At 68.3% G+C, this 19,583-nt stretch carries 13 protein-coding genes; 5 read left to right on the forward strand and 8 right to left on the reverse strand.

The genetic code is table 11. The features are described from left to right. Nucleotide 1: 1 nt before the first annotated feature. The 8 genes from BW990_RS01255 to BW990_RS01290 form a co-directional block, all read right to left on the reverse strand. Nucleotides 2-283 (reverse strand): hypothetical protein, encoded by a 282-nt coding sequence (locus tag BW990_RS01255; protein WP_076444199.1) that lies wholly within the window; start codon nt 281-283, stop codon nt 2-4. Then, nucleotides 273-1,316 carry a hypothetical protein gene (locus BW990_RS01260; protein WP_327213785.1) on the reverse strand — a complete coding sequence of 348 codons (1,044 nt, stop codon included), beginning with the start codon at nt 1,314-1,316 and terminating at the stop codon, nt 273-275. The genes BW990_RS01255 and BW990_RS01260 overlap by 11 nt, the downstream gene beginning before the upstream one ends. Then, the gene (locus tag BW990_RS01265; protein WP_076444201.1) at nt 1,313-1,717 is read right to left on the reverse strand and encodes a DUF4383 domain-containing protein; all 405 of its coding nucleotides are present in this window, start codon (nt 1,715-1,717) and stop codon (nt 1,313-1,315) included. Before BW990_RS01265 ends, BW990_RS01260 begins: the two co-directional genes overlap by 4 nt. Further along, a complete protein-coding gene (locus BW990_RS01270; RefSeq protein WP_076444203.1) occupies nt 1,714-3,201 on the reverse strand; it encodes an FAD-binding oxidoreductase in 1,488 nt (495 codons plus the stop codon). Before BW990_RS01270 ends, BW990_RS01265 begins: the two co-directional genes overlap by 4 nt. Nucleotides 3,202-3,510: 309 nt before the next feature. Then, a complete protein-coding gene (locus BW990_RS01275) occupies nt 3,511-3,939 on the reverse strand; it encodes a response regulator (RefSeq protein WP_076444204.1) in 429 nt (142 codons plus the stop codon). Between the two features lie 3 nt (nt 3,940-3,942). Beyond that, nucleotides 3,943-5,754, reverse strand: a complete 1,812-nt coding sequence (locus BW990_RS01280; RefSeq protein WP_076444206.1) for a CHASE domain-containing protein — start codon at nt 5,752-5,754, stop codon at nt 3,943-3,945. Nucleotides 5,755-5,831: 77 nt separating this feature from the next. Beyond that, the gene (locus BW990_RS01285) at nt 5,832-6,566 is read right to left on the reverse strand and encodes a response regulator (RefSeq protein WP_076444208.1); all 735 of its coding nucleotides are present in this window, start codon (nt 6,564-6,566) and stop codon (nt 5,832-5,834) included. Continuing rightward, nucleotides 6,563-7,399, reverse strand: a complete 837-nt coding sequence (locus BW990_RS01290) for a sensor histidine kinase (RefSeq protein WP_076444210.1) — start codon at nt 7,397-7,399, stop codon at nt 6,563-6,565. The genes BW990_RS01285 and BW990_RS01290 overlap by 4 nt, the downstream gene beginning before the upstream one ends. A 246-nt stretch (nt 7,400-7,645) precedes the next feature. On the opposite strand from BW990_RS01290, the gene BW990_RS01295 reads away from it, so the two are divergent. The 5 genes from BW990_RS01295 to BW990_RS01315 all read left to right on the forward strand — a co-directional run bounded on the left by BW990_RS01295 (nt 7,646) and on the right by BW990_RS01315 (nt 19,581). Continuing rightward, nucleotides 7,646-9,679 (forward strand): hypothetical protein, encoded by a 2,034-nt coding sequence (locus BW990_RS01295; RefSeq protein WP_076444212.1) that lies wholly within the window; start codon nt 7,646-7,648, stop codon nt 9,677-9,679. A 121-nt stretch (nt 9,680-9,800) separates the two neighbouring features. Next, nucleotides 9,801-10,646 carry a glycosyltransferase family 2 protein gene (locus tag BW990_RS01300; protein ID WP_076444214.1) on the forward strand — a complete coding sequence of 282 codons (846 nt, stop codon included), beginning with the start codon at nt 9,801-9,803 and terminating at the stop codon, nt 10,644-10,646. Then, entirely contained in the window at nt 10,643-12,010 is a 1,368-nt protein-coding gene (locus tag BW990_RS01305) for an oligosaccharide flippase family protein (protein ID WP_076444216.1), read from the forward strand. The genes BW990_RS01300 and BW990_RS01305 overlap by 4 nt, the downstream gene beginning before the upstream one ends. A 111-nt stretch (nt 12,011-12,121) precedes the next feature. Continuing rightward, nucleotides 12,122-18,577, forward strand: a complete 6,456-nt coding sequence (locus tag BW990_RS01310) for a type I polyketide synthase (RefSeq protein WP_076444218.1) — start codon at nt 12,122-12,124, stop codon at nt 18,575-18,577. Further along, the gene (locus tag BW990_RS01315; RefSeq protein WP_076444220.1) at nt 18,574-19,581 is read left to right on the forward strand and encodes a glycosyltransferase; all 1,008 of its coding nucleotides are present in this window, start codon (nt 18,574-18,576) and stop codon (nt 19,579-19,581) included. The genes BW990_RS01310 and BW990_RS01315 overlap by 4 nt, the downstream gene beginning before the upstream one ends. Nucleotides 19,582-19,583: the final 2 nt, after the last annotated feature.

Consider the following 19,583-nt stretch of genomic DNA (forward strand, 5'->3'; position numbering starts at 1 on the left):
CTCAGGACGCGCCGCCGCATCCCGCAAGCCCCGCAGGCAGAACCAGCCACGCCCCTGCCGCGTAGAGCGTGGCGACAAATCCGGGCTCCGGGCTGACCAGCACGATGGCATGGGCGAAGCGGTCGGAAATCGCGACGTGATCGGGCAGGGCCGCCAGGAACGCGTCGGACGGCAGCGGAACCAGCGCGGCGGGCGCCGCGTCGGAGACGGCCATGACCCCGGCGAGCACGCCGATCCACGCCGCGACGAGGCCGGCGAGACCGAGGGCGCGCCTAGTAATCATGGATATGCTCGAGCCGCAGCCCGGCTTCGTCCAGCCCGCGCAGGGTTTCGGACAGGTCCGCGACCTTCACGCGCAGAAGATGGCGGTGATCGCCGAAGCCCTGCCGCGGTATCGAGATCAGGGTATCCGATCCGATCTCCGCGCCGCCGAGCACGGTCAGCATGATGTCGTCGTTGCCCGCGATCTCGACGATCTCGATCCCTTCCGCTGCCAGCTCGGCCAGAAGTCCGGTCAGCGCACGATACCTGGGCGTCTCGATCTCCACGCCCGGCCCGTTCGGCCCGATCACCGTGACCCCGTCGCGCGGTGCCGGTGCCTCATCCACGACCATGCGCAAGGTCAGGTCGTCTTGGCCGGTGGCGGCGACGGCCGCCGCGATGGCTTCGGCATAAAGCGCCTTGGCCCGGTATTCGAGGCCGAGGGCAACGCGCCGCTCCCGGTCGCGCAGGCTGCCGGTCGAGGCCGCCGCAAGGGCTTGCGCATCGGCGGCGAAGTCATAGCGATACCACGGCACCTGGCGCAGAAAGACCGCGTATTCACGCGCCTGCCGGGCCGACAGCGTATCGAGGGGGGCCGCCTCCGGACCCCGCCACCAGGTGGCCGCGCGTCCCAGCGTTTCCTCATAGGTGGCCTTGGCCAGCAACTCGGCCGTGAAGCTGACCCCGACCACGTAGACCATCATCTTGGTCTCGCCCGACACGGGCCCATGGACGCCCGAGGCCTTCGACAGCGCGCACAGCGTCGTCCAGAAGCCCGCGATCGCGGGCACAAAGCCGTAATCGTGCGGGTCGCCTCTGCGCAGAACCTCGGCATATTCCTCGTAGGCGTGCACGATATGCCATTCGGGATAGGTCAGCAGCGTGCGGCTTTCGGGGCGGTGATGCGCCTCGGGCAGGATCGGGTCGTAGGCGGTCTCCGGCGCGGTGGGCCGGCAGGCGGTTTCCACGTAAAGCACCGGCAGCGCCAACAGGAAGGCCAGCCCGAGAAGCGCCGCAACGAGGGCGCCCAGCGCGCGCAGCAGCCGGACGATCACGCCCGTTCGACCCGCAGGCCGGCCCAGAGCGCTACGCCGCCCAGAAGAAGATGCGGCGCGTTGGCCAGAAACCGGAACAGCGTGAAAGAGGGGCCGAGGGACGCGTCGGTGAAGATGCCCAGATCGAGATAACCGTAGCCGGTGAAGAGCCCGAAGATACCGTCGCCGAGATAAAGCGCACCGAAGAGGATCAGGAATGTCCGCGCCGCGCGCTGCGAGATCAGCGCCGCCGCCAACGCCCAGAGCGCCGAGGCCACGTGGAGCGCGTCATCGAAGATGTCGAGCGCGAAGATGCCGAAGGCCAGCCCCTCCGCGTCGGTGAGGCCGGGGATGTAGTTCAGCGAGGCCGCCGCCATCAGGACGGCGAAATAGCCGAGGCACAATTTGCGCAGACGGGTCATAGCGGCTCCAGATACCGATCCCACAGGTTGTTGCGGAAGAGCAGGCGCGGATCGAGCGCGCGCTTGGCCGCAGCGAATTCCGCGGCGCGGGGATAGGCGGCGGTCAGTTGCGCCCCGGTCGCATGCGGACGATAGGGCAGATAATAGGTGCCGCCCAGCCCGATCATCCCGTCGATCAGCGCGCGCGTCATGCGGGCCATGTCGGCTTCGGCGCGCGCGGTCTTCTCCTGGCTGAAGGACATGACGGCGGCGATCCGCGGGCCGGGCGCATAGGTCAGCCAGCTCTCCGCATCGCTGTCCACGAACCGCAGGGTCACGTTCAGGAACTGCTGGTATGAGGCCGGGATCACCGCGCGGCAGAGCGCGAGGAACTCCTCGAAGCGCTCCGGCGGGACGAAATATTCGTGCAGGATGTCGGTGCGGGCAGGGTCGCGGTCGTCGAGCGTGGCGACCGGCTCGTTGACCAGCGAATTTCGGGTGACGGCGCCGCCGCCCACAAGCGGACCGAGCCCGGTCTCGAACCACCAGCGCAGTTTCCGGCCCCATTCGCGCCCGAGCTGGGCCCGGTAGACGCGGCTGGCCGCATGCGCGGTCCAGCCAGACCCGGCGGCTTGCGGCAGGTCGCTCTGGTCGTCATCGGGGCGATAGCTGACCAGGAACGCCTCCTCGAAGAACCGCGCATGATCCACGTTCAGGCGCCCGTAGGCCATGTTGACGCCCGGGTCCCGTACGGCGGCGAGAAAGGCCTCCGCGAAGTCCTGCGCCGGCATCGCCGCGAAGCGCGGCTGGAGGCGAAGGTTGTCCGCGGCCGCCACCTCCAGCGCGACGATCGCCCCGGTCAGACCGTATCCGCCCATCGTCATCGCGAAGAGCGCGGGCTCCTCCGTGCGGCTGCACCGCACCAGGCTGCCATCCGGGGTGACGATCTCGATCGCCTCCACGGTCGCACCCATCGGTCCGAACGGCACGGCCCAGCCATGGGCGTTGACGCAGAAGGTCGCGGCGACGCCGAAGTCGTTGTTGGACTGCATCACCTGCGGCGAAAAGCCTTGCGGATCGAGGGCTGCGATCACATCCGACCAGCGCGCACCGGCATGCACGCGGTAGCGCCTCTGCGCCCGGTCGAGGTCCAGCCGCGGATTGTCGAAGGTGATGGCATGCCCATGGCGCGGGATCGCCTGACCGCCCATGGAATGCCGCGCGGCGCCGATATTGACCGGGCGGCCCTCCTGCGCCGCCGCGCGCATTTCCTCGCGGATACGGGTGACCAGCGCGGCATCGGCGTCCTCGGTCAGGATGATGTGGCGGTGGACCGGCGTCGGGCTGAGCTCGCTCGCATCATTCAGGATCAGATCGTTCGATGGGGCGGGCGGGACGCCCTTGCGCGGGATGCGCGGCAGGTCCGACATCGTGAGCCCGACCGCGCCGGCGCCGATTGCCGCGCCGGAGCCCAGCAGGATCGCCCGGCGGGTCAGCGCGCGCATCGCGGCCGCCCCTCATGTGTCCGGACCGCGCCCGGCGCCCGTCTTGCGCTCTTCATGGTATCCGCTCTTCCCCGATCCCGCGCGAAGCCTAGACGAAATCCCGCGGCTCGCAACGGTGGCAATCCTGACCTTTTCCGCCCTGCTTGTGGTCTGCGTGGCGGTCAGGGTGGGATGCGGCAGCGCCTTGGCCCCGCGGGCCGCGCTTGAACGTTTCGCGTTGCGCCGCGGCGCCCGCCTCGGTCGCGCCGCGGCCTTTCGCAACCGATCCGCGCCAAGCCCGTCAGGGCGCGGGGCCCGTGATCGACCGGATCAGGCGGGCGTTTCGCAGAGATCCCAGAACTGCGTGATCCGCTGCAGGATCGCCACCATCTGCTCGGCGGTCTCGGGCTTGACGAAATAGCCCGCTATTCCGCGGTCATAGGCTTCCGAAATGTCGACATGGTAATCCGAGGTCGTCACGACGAAGACCTGCGGGTAGGAGCATCGCCCGGCGGCCCGCAACTCGTCGAGGAATTCGAGCCCGCCCATGCGCGGCATGTTGAGGTCGAGCAGAATCACGAAAGGGCTTTCCGGCGGACGGACCTTCGACTCACCGCGCAGGATCTCGAGGGCCTCGACCCCGTCCTGGGCACGCACGATCTGCCGGCAATCCTCCAGCTTTGCGAAGCCGCGGGTGACACGCTTCACATCGTAATCGTTGTCCTCGACGAGGAGGACGTTCTTGCGTCGCGCTGTCATGATTCACTCCGCCGCGATTTCGGACAGGCTGGCCACGAGCCTAGCCGGGAAAGTGACAATAAATCGTGTACCCTCGCCCGGCTGTGACCGGACGGCGACGGTTCCGTCCACGCTGTCGACCGCCTTGCGCACGATGGCGAGGCCGATCCCCGTCGACTGCTCCGCCTTGCCCGGGTCGAGTGATTGGAACATCTCGAAGATTTTCTCGTGGTATTGCGGATCGATCCCGGGACCGTTGTCGGCCACCGTGAAGATTGCACCGTCTTCGGTATGCTCGCCCGTCACGACGATCCGCAGCGGGCCCGGCCCGGTGGCATGGGTCACCGCATTGGACAGCAGGTTGCCGAATATCTGCTTCATCGCCGTGGCGCTGACATGCAGGTCGGGGAAGGTGCCCTCGATACGCAGCTGATCCCCGCTCAGTCGCAAGTCATCGCCGAGATCCCGGATCAGGTCGTAGGGACTGGTCGGATGCGCCGGTTCGGCATGCACCGGGATCTGCGCGCATTCGAGGACACCCTTGACCAGCGCGTCCATGCGGCGGTTCAGCTTCTTCAATTCGCCGAACTGGCGCAGGATTTCCGTGTCGTGCATCGCCTCGGGGTGACGGTCGCCGAGATCCTCCATGAGGTAATCCGTGGCATCGCGCATGCTGCGGATCGGTGTCTTGAGGTCGTGGGACGCCACGTAGGAGAACTGCTCGAGCGCCTCGTTGATCGTCATGAGATCGCGTTTCTCTTTCTGGAGTTCGCTGGTCACCTGGTCCGCATAGGCGATCGCGCGGTGATTGCTGCGGGCCATCGAGGTGAAGAGGCCGAGCAGCAGCGCATCGATCATCAGGCCGCAGATCAGGATGATCGTCGGCTGAACGGAGACGTTCGCCTCCCGGAAGGCCACGTTCGTGCGCAGATCGACGGTCCATGCGCGCCCGTACATGTCCATGTCGATAGTGCGGGTGAACAGGGGATCGGGGTCATGTCCCTCGTCTTCGGTCAGGTGTTCGTCGTAAAGCAGGGTGGAGCCGTCCGAGATGCTCACCCAGACCTGCCGCTTGGTGCGGTCGAGAACCCCCTGCATGAGCTTCTTCATCACGAAAGGCGCGTAGACCGCGCCGCCGAAGCTCGACTGTCGCGCGGAGAGGCTGTCAGTGTCGGTCACGCTGTAGAACGGGGAGTAGAACAGGAAGCCCGGCGTCGCTTCGGCGTCCTGGACGAGGGTGATCGGGCCGGTGATTCGCGGCTGTCCGGTATCGCGGGCCGCGATCAGCGCCTCGAAGCGGTTGTCCTCGAAGGCCATGTCGAGACCGATCGCCTGGGCATTCGGCGCTTCGGGTTCGATGAAGGTGATCGGCATGTTGACGCCACGGTCGTGATCGGGATGCAGAGCGAAGTTCGGGCGCGTCTCGCGCTGCGCTGCAAGGAAGGCCTCCATCTCGTCCTCGGGCACGTGGAAGATGACGCCGATCCCGTTGATGCCGGGATATTGCTGATCGATCCGGAGGGTTTGCGCGAAACTGCGCCAGCTTGCATGGCTGATCGCGCCGGCCTTGGTGGCGAACAGGCCGACGCCTGCACGCAGCCCGTCTTCGTAGCTCTTCATGCGTTCGGTGATGAGTTCCAGCATTTGCGCCACCGCGTTGTCGAAAGCCGCGGCGGACTGGCGTTCCGCGGTCCGCGTTGCGTAAGTCCACACGACGAGCGTCAGGATCAGCGAGCCCACGAGGACGAGGTAGTGGTAATAGTGCAGGCTCTTGAGCGGTTCGCTCGAGCCGCGGTTCGTGCCGCCGGTTCCGGGAAGATCGAAACGTACTGACATCGGATCGTCCTGTGACATGTTCCGGGTTCGGCTGGATCGCCGTGGGGTGGGGTGTCGCGCGGGAGGGGGGCTGCGGGTCAGGCCGGACGCGCGTGGTCGCCATAGCCGGTTTCTGCGGTGGAGCCCGTCTCGGTCTGGGCCCGGCACATCTCCGCCGCGGAGCGTTCGAGCCCGTCAACGAACAGCCACATCTGATGGCAGGATTGAGCCAGCGCCGCATCGGCCTCGCTGTCCGACTCGGCACTGCGGCGATTGCGAATATGGCGCAGCATCTGCGACAGCATCGGCTTCATCTCCTCCTTGCAGTCCGTGGCGAAGTCCTGGAGCGTCGACAGAAGCGACGTTCGCATCTCCTCAGACGTGTTGATCTGGGATCTCAGCCGCGCATTCTCGACTGCGGTGGTGACGGATCGTTTGAGCCAATTCGGGTCGAGCGCGTCTTTCAGCACATAATCGCTGCACCCGGACTTGAGCGCGCTGACCGCGATCTCCGCCTGGCCGATCCCGGCAACCATGATCGTCGCCGCGTTGGCATGGTTGGCGTGGCGCTTGATATGGTAGAGCGCGGTCAGCCCATCGCCGTCGTCGAGCCGGTAATCGATGAAGATGAGGTCGAAACGCTGCTCGTTCAGGGCCTCTTTCATCTCCGCGAGCGACCGCGCCTCTTGGAACGAGATGTTGAGAAGGGCGCGATCGCACATGGCCTTGAGGCGCCGGCGGTCGATCTTGTTGTCATCGACGATCAGGGCCCGGATCGCGTCGCGCGGGGGGGCGACGCCGTCGGGCAGCGAAATCGGATTGGTCTGGTTCATCGGGAAGCTCCTTTCGTGTCGTCCGCGCCGTCTTCCGGCCTGGACGTACCCGTCGCTGAGCCGCCTTGGGCGTTCCTGTCGTCGGCCCCGGCAGCCAGGGGCAGGGAGACGACGAAATCGCTGCCGCGCCCGCCCGGATTGGGCAGTACCTTGGAGGAGCCGCCATATTCATCGGTGATTCGCCTCACGAGGCCGAGCCCGATCCCGTTGCCGCGGCGCGAATCGAGGGTGCGGAACATCCCGAAGACCTCTTCCGCCAGTTCCGGGGCGATGCCCGGACCGTCATCGCGGACGCGAAACCACGCCTGACCGCCCTCGGACCAGCCGTCGATGGCGATCTCGCCATCGCTCCGGTCGTGGTATTTCACCGCGTTGGAGATCAGATTGCGGACGACGAGGCCGAATTCGACCGGGCTGCAGGCGACATTCGGCATCTCCTGGCCCACCCGCACATGCATGCCCTCGGGAACCGCGCAGATATCGACGCAGTCCTGGATGACGGAGCGCGCCTCGAAGGCATGGGGGGCGTTCCCCGCGAAGCCCACCTGCGAATAATGCAGCAGGTCCTGCAGGAGCTTGCCCATGCGAAGGCCCTGCTCCTGCAGCTCCAGCAGGTCGCTGTTGATCTGCTCGGGCACCTTGCCGAAGGTCGTCTCGATATCCTCGCGCACCCATTCGGCGATCGACATCATGGCACGCAGCGGCGAGCGCAGGTCGTGACTGGCGATCTGGGCGAAGCTTTCGAGCCGCCGATTGGCCGCCTTGAGCTTCTCCAGATGATCCAGCGGATTGTCGTACTCGTCGATATTCACACTCTGAAGCGCGGCCGCCATCTGGGATCCTCACTCGATAAAAGGCGCCCGGGGCGCCACCGGGATATCCGGTCCGGCGCAGACCTTGGCGCGGAAGAGTTTCGAAGTGGCAAAGAAAGCCTAGACAATTTTCCTAGAACGCGGATTTTTCCCCTCCACCCGGCGCCCCGCGCCTCTTCGCGCGTCCCGAAGGTCCGGGCGCGGTTGTTCTCGGGCCCAAAACGGATAAGGCTTCGCCCGATCCCGCCGCCATCCGGAGCCACAGCCTTGACCGGCATCCTGCGCTGCCTTGCCCTGTCGATCCTGTTCTCGGCCGCGCCGCTTTGGGCCGCGACGAGCCCCGAGGGTGACGTCGATGCAGGCGTTCCCCCGGGCGCGGCGCCCGCGCTCGCCATCGGGCTGAACGGCATCACCGACTGGACGACGCAGCACCCCTTCATCGACCTCTTCAAGACCTCGCGGCCCTGGATCGGGCATCTGCCGGGGCGCTGGGGCGGCATTTCGGCGGATGAGCTGCGCGCGGCGGGGCATGTGGATGCCGATGGCTGGCCGCTGTCCATCCCGCCCGAGGCGGAGCGGATCGAGGCGCTGATGCTGACGGGCCAGCAGGAGGACGCGACCCATCTGCGCGGCTATTACGTGCTGACCTACGAGGGGCAGGGCCGACTGTCGCTGGCGGGGAACGCGCGCCGCGTCGCGACCCAGCCCGGGCGGCTGCGCTTCTTCTATACGCCGGGGCCGGGGGCGGTCGGCGTCTCCATCGAGGAAATCGACCCCGACGATCCCATTCGCAACATCCGCGTCATGCGCGAGGATCACGCGGCACTGCACGCCGCGGGCGCGCTCTTCAATCCCGACTGGCTGCGGCGGATCGCGGATGTGCGCGCGGTCCGGTTCATGGACTGGATGCAGACCAACAACTCGACCCTGTCCGACTGGGAGGACCGTCCGCGCCTCACCGACGCGACCTATGCCGAATGGGGCGTTCCGCTGCCGGTGATGATCCGCCTCGCCAACGAGATCGGTGCCGACCCGTGGTTCACTCTGCCGCACCAGGCCGACGACACCTTCGTGCGCCGCTTTGCCGAGACCGTGCGCGACACGCTCGACCCGCGGCTGAAGGCTTACGTGGAATATTCCAACGAGGTCTGGAACGGCGTCTTCCAGCAGGGCCTCTGGGCGCATGAGCAGGCCACGGCCCTCTGGGGCGAGACGGGCGAGGGGCGGCATCAATATTACGGCTACCGCGCGGCGCAGGTGATGGACATGTTCACCGAGATCTTCGGCGACGCGGCGGAAGACCGGCTGGTGCGCGTCTTCGCGACCCATACCGGCTGGCTGGGCCTCGAGGAGCAGTCGCTGAACGCGCCGCTGGCCTTTCTCGGGCTCGGTCGCATGCCGGTCGAAAGCTTCGACGCCTACGCGGTGACGGGGTATTTCTTCAACGACTTCAAGGGAGATAACGCAGAGACGCTGCGCGCTTTGCTGGACGATGCCGAAGTGGCCGCCGAAGATGCGGGACGCGAGGCCGGGCTGCAGCGCGTGGCCTTGCGCGAATATGTGCGCGAGGCGCGGTTCGAGGCCGCCTTCGCGCCGCTGGCCGAAGACATCGCCGAGACCTCGATCGCGCGGCTGACCTCGGAGATCTTCCCCTATCACGCGGAGGCCGCGGCGAAATACGGGCTCGACCTCATCATGTACGAAGGCGGCGCGCATCTGACGGCGGTGGCCTCCGACATGGACGAGGAGCGGCTGACGGAGTTTCTGACCGCGTTCGGCGACTCGCCGCAGATGGGCGAGCTTTACGACCGGCTCCTGTCGGGCTGGACGGCGGCCGGAGGGCGGCTCTTCAATGCCTTCGTGGATGTCGCCGTGCCGTCGAAATTCGGCATCTGGGGCGCGCTGCCACATCTGAGCGCCGAGACCCCGCGCTGGGACGCGCTCCTGCGTTACAACGACACCGCGCCCAGGCCCGACACGCGGCCCGTCGCGGTCTTCGCGAACGGCGCGCTTGCGGCGGGAACGGAGGACGACGACGAGATCGCGGGCTCGCCCGAGGAGGACGTGATCCTCGCCGGTCCGGGCGATGACCTGATCCGCTCGGGCGGCGGGGCCGACATGATCCATGGCGGCGCGGGCAACGACACGGTGATCCTGCCCGGTGCGCGGCAGGATTACGTGATGTCCGAGGATGCGGAGGGCCGGACGCTGCTGCGGGCGGGCTGGCGCGTCGTCCGGCTGACCGAGGTGGAGGCGCTGGGTTTCGACGCCACACCCGGCGATATCCGTCCAATCCCCTGAACCGGCTCCATTCTAATGCCATCTTTGACTGTCAGGCGCGCGTGGATTGGATAAGGTCCGCCCCGAAGGACACCCGGGCCGAGGTCCGGGCACGGGGCAGGGGCGCAGGGCACGGGGCGAGATGATCGAACAGGCGCCGCAGATCAGCGTGATCGTACCCGCCTCGAACGAGGCCGGGCAGATCGGCGCGTGCCTGACCGCCCTGTCGGTGTCGGACTGGACCGCCGAGGCCGCGCCCGAGATCATCGTCGTCGACAACGGCTCGCAGGATGACACGGCAGGGGTCGCCCGAAGCTTCGAGGCGGCGTTCGCGGCGCGCGGCTGGAATCTGCGGGTCATCACCGCGCCCAAAGCCGGCAAGCCGTCTGCGCTCAATGCGGGCGATGCGGCGGCGCGGGGGCTGGCGCGGATGTATCTCGATGCGGACGTGACCGTCTCGCCCGCCCTTTTGGCGCAGGTGACAGCGGCGCTCGCCGCGCCCGAGCCGCGCTTCGTCACCGGAACGCTGGCGATCACCGCCCCGCACAGCGCGGTCAGCCGCGCCTATGCGCGGGTCTGGGCGCAGGTCCCGTTCATGGCCGATTGCGTGCCCGGCTGCGGGCTGTTTGCGGTCAATGCCGTCGGCCGCCTGCGGTGGAACGCCTTTCCGCAGCTCATTTCCGACGATACCTTCGTGCGGCTGCATTTCGCGCCACATGAACGGCACGCCGTGCCTGCCCGCTATGACTGGCCGGTGGTCGCGGGCTTCGGCAACCTCGTGAAGGTACGCGCGCGGCAGGACCGTGGCGTGACCGAGATCAGGCAGGTGCATCCCGACCTTGCGCGCAACGATGAAGGCCGGCCCTTCCCGCTGTCGCGGAAGCTCGGCCTGGCCGCCCGCGATCCCCTTGGCTTCGCGGTCTATTCGGGCGTGGCGCTGGCCGCGCGTCTGCGGCCCGCCGCCGATGGCTGGAGCCGGGGACGATGAGCGTCTTCGGCCTCACGCGGTTCCGCGGCGCCTCGCTGGGCGCGCGGGCGGTCCGTTCGTCGCTCTGGTCGACCGGGGCCTTCGCCGCGAGCCAGCTGCTCCGCCTCGGCTCGAACCTCATCCTGACACGGCTTCTGTTCCCCGAGGCCTTCGGCCTGATGGCGCTTGTCGCGGTCATCATCCAGGGCCTCACGAATTTCTCCGATACCGGCGTCATGCAGGCGGTGATGAGCCACAAGCGCGGCGAGGACCCGCGCTTTCTGAACACCGCCTTCACCATTCAGGCGATCCGGGGCGTGCTGCTCTGGGTCTTCGCCTGCCTGCTCGCCTGGCCGCTGTCGCTATTCTACAACGCCCCGCAGCTGATCCAGATCCTGCCCGCCGCGGCGCTCAGCCTGATCGTGATGGGCGTCAACCCGATGCGGGTCGCGACGGCGCATCGGCATCTGCTGCTCGGTCGGGTGTCGCTGCTGGATATCCTGTCGCAGACGCTGGGCGTCCTCATTGCCATCGCGCTTGCATGGTGGATGCAATCGGTCTGGGCGCTGGTGATTTCGGGGGTGCTGGCCGCAATCATCAACGTGGCCTTCAACTGGGCGTTCCTGCCCGGCCATCCCGACCGGCTGCAATGGGACCGCGCGGCGGCGCGCGAGCTGACATCCTTCGGCAAGTGGATCTTCCTGTCGACCATCGCGGGCTTCTTCGTCAGCCAGGGCGACCGCATCCTGATCGGCCGCTTCCTGAGCCTCGGGGCGTTCGGCGTCTACAATATCGGCTATTTCCTCGCCTCCTTCCCCAACATGCTGGGCCGCATGGTGGCGGGCAAGGTGCTGATCCCGATCTACCGCGAGGCGCCCCCGGGCGAAAGCCGGGCGAATTTCCTGAAGCTGCGGCGCATGCGGATGGTGGTGACCGCGACGCTTCTGGCGATCATCGCCGTGCTGGGGATGGCGGGTTTGTGGCTTGTTGAGCTGCTTTACGACGAACGCTACCGCGATGCGGGTCCGGTGATCGTGCTTCTGGCGGTGATGTGGATCCCGCAGATCATCGCGCTGACCTACGATCAGGCGGCCCTTGCGGTGGGCGACAGCCGCAACTTCTTCGTGCTGGCGCTGTTTCGTGCAGTGACGCTTCTGGGCTGCGTCTATCTCGGGCTCGAGATGGCGGGGCTCCTGGGGGCGATCATCGGGCAGGGCATGGCGGGGCTTCTGTCCTATCCCGTGGTGGTCTGGCTGTCGCGGAAATCGGGCGCCTGGGATCCTCTGCACGATGCGCTTTTCGCGATGCTGGGCCTCGCCGTCACTGCCGTGCTGTTCACGGCGCACCGCGCCGATATCGTGGCGCTCGCGGCGGGCGCCCTGTGACATCTCGGCGCTGAAAAAGGGCGCTTTATCGCATATGTTACCGCAAGGCCGTCAAATTTCCCCCGCATTTGCGGTATATCCGTTTCGGGCAGGAGCAGCAGGACAACAGGCATGACACGACCTGACCAGGGTCCGGATTCGTCCTATTCCGACATTGCCATTGTCGGGATGGCCGCGCATTTGCCGGGCGCAGAGACGATTGCCCAATATTGGGACAATCTGCGCCGGGGTGTATCCTCCATCGCGCGGCTGAGCGAAGCGGAGCTTCTGGAGGCAGGCGTGCCGCCGGGGCTCTTGCGCCGCAAGGATTACGTGCCCTATGCCGCGCGTCTCGACGGGTTCGAGATGTTCGATGCGGAGTTCTTCGGCTTCTCCCCGAAAGAGGCGGCGATCCTCGACCCGCAACACCGCCGCTTCCTCGAGGTGGCGTGGGAGGCGATGGAGAATGCCGGCCACGTCCCGCAGACCTTCCCGGGCGCGGTGGGCGTTTTCGCGGGCTGCGGCATGGGCAGCTATTTCTATTTCAATCTCTGCTCCAACAGCGACCTCGTGGACAGCACGGGCATGTTCCTGCTGCGCCATACCGGCAACGACAAGGATTTCCTGACCACGCGGGCGAGCCACATTTTCGACCTCAAGGGCCCGTCGCTGTCGCTGCAGACGGCCTGCTCCACCTCGCTCGTGGCGGTGCATTACGCGGCGCAGTCGCTGCTGAACGGCGAATGCGACATGGCGCTGGCGGGCGGCGTGACGATCGAGCTGCCGCAGGGCCAGGGCTATGTCTTCAAGGAGAACGAGATCCTGTCGCCCGACGGCGCATGCCATGCCTTCGATCATCGCGCGCAGGGCACGGTCTTTGGCTCCGGCGCGGGCGTCGTGGTGCTGCGGCGCCTCGCCGATGCCATCGCGGATGGCGATCATATCTGGGCGGTCATCAAGGGCAGCGCGGTCAACAACGACGGCGCCGACAAGGCGGGCTACCTCGCGCCGTCCGTGGGCGGACAGGCCGCCGCCGTGGCCGAGGCGCAGGCCATCGCGAACACGCCCGCGGACACGATCGATTACGTCGAATGCCACGGCACCGGCACCTATCTGGGCGATCCGATCGAGGTCTCCGCCCTGACCGCGGCTTTCCGCGAGACCACGGAGGCCGAAGGCTTCTGCCGCATCGGGTCGGTAAAGACGAATATCGGCCATCTCGACACGGCGGCGGGCGCGGCGAGCCTCATCAAGACCGCGCTCGCGCTCAAACACGGGCAGATGCCGCCCAGCCTCGGCTATGAGGCGCCCAACCCCGCCATCGATTTCGAGACCTCGCCGTTTCGCGTGAACGACAGGCTGCGCGACTGGCCGCGCCGCGATCATCCGCGCCGGGCCGGGGTCAATTCGCTGGGTGTGGGCGGCACCAACGCGCATGTGGTGCTGCAGGAGGCGCCGGAACGTGCCGCCTCCGAGACACCGGAATTTCCGTTCCAGATCCTGACGCTCTCGGCGCGGTGCAAGGCCGCGCTCGACGGCAATACGGCCCGGCTCGCGGCGCATCTGCGCAGTCATCCCGACCAGCCGCTGGCCGACGCGGCCTATACGCTGCGGACGGGCCGCGCGGAATTCGCCGAGCGCCGCATCGTCGTGGCCGAAACCCATGCGGAGGCCGCGGCTCTACTGGAGAAGGGCGACCGCTACCGCGTGCACAGCCACAAGGCGCTGACCGCTCCGGACGTGGCCTTTCTCTTTCCCGGCGGCGGCGCGCAATATCCGCAGATGGCGCGCGGTCTCTACGAGACCGAGCCGGTCTTCGCCGACTGGATGGATCGCGGCCTCGATCACCTCGCGACCCTGACGGCGGAGGATCCGCGCGCGGCGTGGCTCGCCTCCGGTCCCGAGGCCGAGCAGCGCCTGCGCCAGCCCTCCGTGCAGCTGCCGCTCATTCTGATCACCGAGGTGGCGCTGGCGCGGCTCTGGGAGAGCTGGGGCGTGACCCCGGCCGCGCTCATGGGGCATTCCATGGGCGAGAACACCGCGGCCTGCATCGCGGGGGTCCTCGGCTTAGAAGACGCCATAGGTCTGGTGCATCTGCGCGGCACGCTGTTCGATTCCGTTCCCCGCGGCGGCATGTTGTCGGTCGCCATGTCCGAGGCCGCGCTCCTGCCGCATCTGGGCGAGGGGCTGGATCTCGCCGCGGTCAATGCGGCGCAATTGTCCGTCGCGACCGGCCCCGATGACGCGCTCGACGCGCTGGAGACCCGGCTGAAGGCGCAAGGCGTCGAATGCCAGCGCATCGGCATCAATGTGGCCGCCCATTCCCGGATGCTGGAGCCGATCCTGCCGGCCTTCCGAGCATATCTCGCGGGTCTCGACCTGAAGCCGCCGCAGATTCCCATCGTCTCCAACCGCTCGGGCGACTGGCTGACCGACGCGGAGGCGACGAGCCCCGATTACTGGGCCGATCACCTGCGCAACACGGTGCGCTTTGCCGACGGGATCGCCACGCTCGGCGCGCCGGAAAACCGCGTTCTGCTCGAGGTCGGGCCGGGCCATGCCCTTTCGACGCTGGCACGCCAGCAGCCGCAGATCGGAGCGAACCGCGTGCTGACCGCCCTGCGCCACCCGAACGATGCCATCGCCGACGACCGCTATTTCCACGAGGCGCTGGGCCGTCTCTGGGCGCTGGGCGTCGCGGTCGACTGGGACCAGGTCTGGGGCGAGGCGCGCCGCAACCGCGTGCCGCTGCCGACCTACGCCTTCCAGCACGCGCCCTATTTCATCGAACCGGCGACCGGCAGGGCTGATACCTCGGCGCGCTACCCCGCGCGGCGCGACGACATGCGCGCCTGGGGCACCGTTCCGGTCTGGCGTCCGCGCGCCTCCGAGCCGGCGGTGGATATCGACCACGATCCCGCGGCGCTGCCCACCGAGACCTGGCTCGTCTTCGCCGACGATGCCGGCCTGTCGGAGCAGGCGCTCGCGCCGCTGAGACGTGCCGGACACCGGGTCGTCGAGGTCCGCCCGGGCGACATCTTCGCGCGGGCGTCGGAGACCGCCTACCGCATCGCGCCGGAGCGCGGGCGGGAAGGCTACGACCTGCTTCTGGCCGATCTCGCAGCGCGCGGTCTTCTGCCCAGCCGCATCGCGCATTTCTGGGGGGTGACGGCGGATGAAAGCCATCGGCCGGGGTCGAGCTTTTTCCATCGACTGCAGGAACAGGGCTTCTATTCGCTGCTGTTTCTCGCCCAGGCGCTGGTCGATGAGGGGCTGACCCACGTTCATGTCGACGTCATCACCAATGGCGCTGCGCGGGTGCGGGACGAGGCGCTGCCGCATCCGGTGAAGGCCACCATCGCCGGGCCCGTCCGGGTGATTCCGCGCGAGGCCGAGGGGCTGAGCATGGCCACGCTCGATATCGTGCTGCCCGTGCCGGACGACGCGCCGTTCTGGCGCCCGGGCAAGGCCCGGCACACCCGGCAGGAGGCCTTCGCGGCGCTCGCCCGGCAGGTCACCGACGAATTGATCTCGCCACCCGGGGGGCGCGAAGCCGCGATCCGCGACGGTCGGCGATACGCGCGCGGGCTTATCGAGGCGCCGCTGCCGCCGCAGGCGGAGACGCCGCTTTCGGGCACGATCCTGATGACGGGCGGTTTCGGCGGCATCTGCCGCACGTTCGGCCTCGCTGCCGCCGCGCATGGCGCGAAGCTGATCCTCGTGTCGCGGACCGAGCTTCCACCCCGCGCCGACTGGGCCGAATACAGCCGGCGCCACGCGCCGCAGGACCCGGTCTGCCGGGCCATCGCGCATGTCGCGGCACTGGAGGCGGCGGGTGCGGAGGTGATGGTCGCCACCGCCGATGTCTGCAACGAGGACGCCATGCGGCGCATCCGGGACGCCGCCGAGGACTGCTTCGGGCCGATCACCGGCGTGATCCACGCGGCGGGCCGTCTGTCGGATCAGCCCTTCCTCGCGCTGAGCCCGGCGGATGTGGAGGAAATCTTCACCCCGAAACTGCACGGCACCGACGTGATCGACCGGCTCTTTTCCGGAGGTCGCGCGCAATGGATCGCGCATTTCTCGTCGGTCTCCACGATGGCGGCAGCGGCGGGGCAGCTCGATTACGTGGCGGCCAACGAATACCTCAACGCGCTGGCCGAGGCGCGGGCGGACGATGCCACCCGGACGGTCGCGATCAACTGGGGCATCTGGGCCGAGGCCGGCATGGCCGCCGATGCGCTGGCGGCGCGCACCGGCACGCTCGAGCATTCCCCCGAAGAGCCCGCATCGCATCCGCTGCTCGACACGATGCGCTTCGATGCCGAGGGGCGGCGGGTCTTCGAGACGCAGCTGTCGACCGCCGATTGGGTGATCGACGAGCACCGCACGCGCGACGGCCTCGCGCTGCTGCCGGGGACCGCGTCGGTGACGCTTGCCGCGCATGCGCTGTCCGAGGCGGGCGAGGCCGGCGCCTTCGTGATCCGCGATCTCGCCTTCCTGCGGCCCTTCACCGTGCCCGAAGAGGGCAGCCGCCGCCTGACCACCCGGCTCGAGCGCAGCGATGCGGGCTACACGTTCGAACTTCTCTGCGAGGCCCGCGCCGAGGGGCGCACGGGCCGCACGCGCTTTGCCGAGGCGCAGATCGACCTGCGCGCCCGGGGGCCTGCCCCGCGCATCGACCTGCCCGCGATCCGCGCCCGTCTCGGCGCGCCCGAGACCGCGCCCACGGGCCAGACCCTGACCACCGGGCAGGAGGCGCATCTCGCGTTCGGCCCGCGCTGGCGGGTGCTGACCGCCCGGGCGCTGTCCGCCGATGAGGGGCTGGCCGATCTGACGCTGGCGGATGCGGCTGTCGGGGACGCGTGTCTCGTGCATCCCGCGCTTCTCGATATCGCGACCGGCTGGGCGATGGAGCTTATTCCCGGCTACGCGCCCGATCACCTGTGGGTGCCTCTGTCCTATGTGCGCGTGACGGTCTGGGGGCCGCTTCCGGAGCGTATCGTCAGCTGGGTCCGGCCCGCGCAGGACGGCCATGCCACCACCGAAAGCGCGAGTTTCGATGTCACGCTCGCCACGCCGGACGGCACCGTGGTGATGGAGATCGCGGGCTTTGCCATCCGGCGGCTGGGCGATGCCGCGCAATTGCGCCGCCCGGCGCGGCTGAGCGCTGCGGAGATCGAAACCGATCAGGCCGGCGCCGGTGCGCCGCTATCCCCGGGCGAGGAGATGCTGCAGCACAACCTGAGCCAGGGCATCCGGCCCGAGGAAGGCGCCGAGGCCTTTGCGCGTGCCATGGCGCAAGCCCGGCCCGTCGTCGCGGTCAGCCCCGTTGCCATCGCCGCGCTGCGGGCGCAGGCCGAAATTGCGGCGCGGCCCGCGACCCAGATGCAGGCCTTCGAACGGCCCGTGATGGACGAGGATTTCGCCGCGCCGGAGACCGATATCGAAAAGCGGCTCGCGGGGTTCTGGGAGGACCTTCTCGGCGTGCGCAACGTGGGCGTCGATGACAGCTTCTTCGATCTGGGTGGGCATTCGCTGATCGCGGTGCGGCTCTTCTCGATGGTCAAGAAGACCTACCGCGTGGATTTCCCGATCTCGGTGCTGTTCGAAGCGCCGACGATCCGCGCCTGCGCCGCGCTGATCGCCGAAAAGGCGGGGATTTCCGACACCGCCTCCGGCACCGGCGAGGCGCCCGCACCGGCCCGGCCCGAGCGGCGCTTCTCGCATCTCGTGCCGATGCACGAGGGCGAACCGGGGCGGAAGGCGCCGTTCTTCCTCGTCGCGGGCATGTTCGGCAACGTTCTGAACCTGCGTCACCTCGCGCTTCTGATGGGCCGCGACCGGCCCTTCTACGGGCTGCAGGCCAAGGGCCTTTACGGGGACGAAGAGCCGCATCGCAGCATCGGCGAGGCCGCGCGCGACTACATCGCCGAGCTGAAGCAGGTGCAGCCCGACGGGCCCTATCACCTGGGCGGGTTTTCGGGCGGCGGCATCATCGCCTTCGAGATGGCGCGGCAGCTCACCGCGCTGGGCGACACGGTCGCGCTGGTGGCGCTGCTCGACACGCCCTTGCCGCAGAAGCGTCCGCTCCTGCCCGTCGACCGCGCGGTGATCCAGCTGCAGGAGCTGCGCCGCAAAGGCGTGGGCTACCCGTTCATCTGGGCGCGCAATCGCCTCCGCTGGGAGATCGAGAAGCGGCGCGCGAAAGCGGCGACGGGGGCCCCGGAAAGCTTCCACAACACCGAGATCGAGGCGGCCTTCCTCGGCGCCATCGCCGCTTACGAGGTGGCCTCCTATGACGGGCGCGTGGTCCTCTTCCGCCCGCCCCTGCGCGAGAAATGGCGCGTCGCGGGCGGACGGCTGGTGAACGACGAACGCGCTTATCTCAGCGACGACAACGATTGGGGCGGGCACCTGACGGACCTGACCGTGATCGAGGTGCCGGGCGATCACGATTCGATGGTGCTGGAGCCCAATGTGCGCGTGCTCGCGGCAGCGCTGAAACAGGCCATGCGGGATGCCGGCCTGCCGCCCGGCGAAGGCGGCGCGGTGGTGCCCTTCGTGCGCACGGAGGCGGCGGAATGAGCGGGCGCGATGTCAGGCTCCTCGCGGTTCTTCTGAACTGGCGCACCCCGGCGATGACGATCCGGGCGGCGGAGGCGCTGGCGCGCGCGCTCGACGGTCTCGATGCGGAGATCGTGATCGTCGACAATGACAGCGGCGACGGGTCCGAAGCCGCCCTGCGCGCCCATGTCGCCGCGTCGGACTGGCCGGTGCCCGCGCGCGTCCTGCAATCGGGGCAGAACGGCGGCTTCGCCTTCGGCAACAATGCGGGCATCCGGGCGGGCCGCAGCGACGGGGCGCGGCCCGACTACGTCTACGTCCTCAACTCCGACGCCTTTCCCGCCGCCGATGCCGTGCGCGTGCTGATCGACCATCTCGAGGCGCATCCCCGCGACGGCTTCGCCGGATCGCAGCTCTGGTCCGAGGACATGCCGATCCACATCTCGGCCTTCCGGTTTCCCACCATCGCCTCGGAATTCGAGGGCACCGCGCGGACGGGGATCATCACCCGCGCACTGCACCGGTACCGGGTGCCCTTCATGGACCTCACGCGGACGCGGCCCGTCGACTGGCTTGCCGGGGCGTCGATGCTCATGCGGCAGGACATGCTGGATCAGGTCGGGCTGCTGGACGATGGCTTCTTCCTCTATTTCGAGGAGACGGAGCATTTCTTCCGCGCCCGCCGCAAGGGCTGGACCGCGACCTACCTCGTCGAAAGCCGGGTGGAGCATCTGGGGTCGGTCTCGACCGGCATGAAGCAATGGACAGAGGTGCCGGATTACTGGTTCGACAGCCGCTGGCGGTACTTCACCCTGTCCCATGGCCGCGCCTATGCGGCATGCGCGACGCTGGCACGGGTGGCCGGGCTGTCGCTCTGGAAGCTGCGGCGTCTCATGGGCGCGCCCCGGCTCGATCCGCCGGGTACGTTGCGCCGGCTCCTGCGGCACGATCTGCGCGCCCTCTTCCAGACCACCCGGCGGCGCGACACGCGCGTCAGCCGGCCCAGATCGTCCCCTGCGGAGTAAGA

The organism is Roseivivax lentus (genome assembly GCF_900156805.1).
Taxonomy (GTDB): Bacteria; Pseudomonadota; Alphaproteobacteria; order Rhodobacterales; family Rhodobacteraceae; genus Roseivivax; species Roseivivax lentus.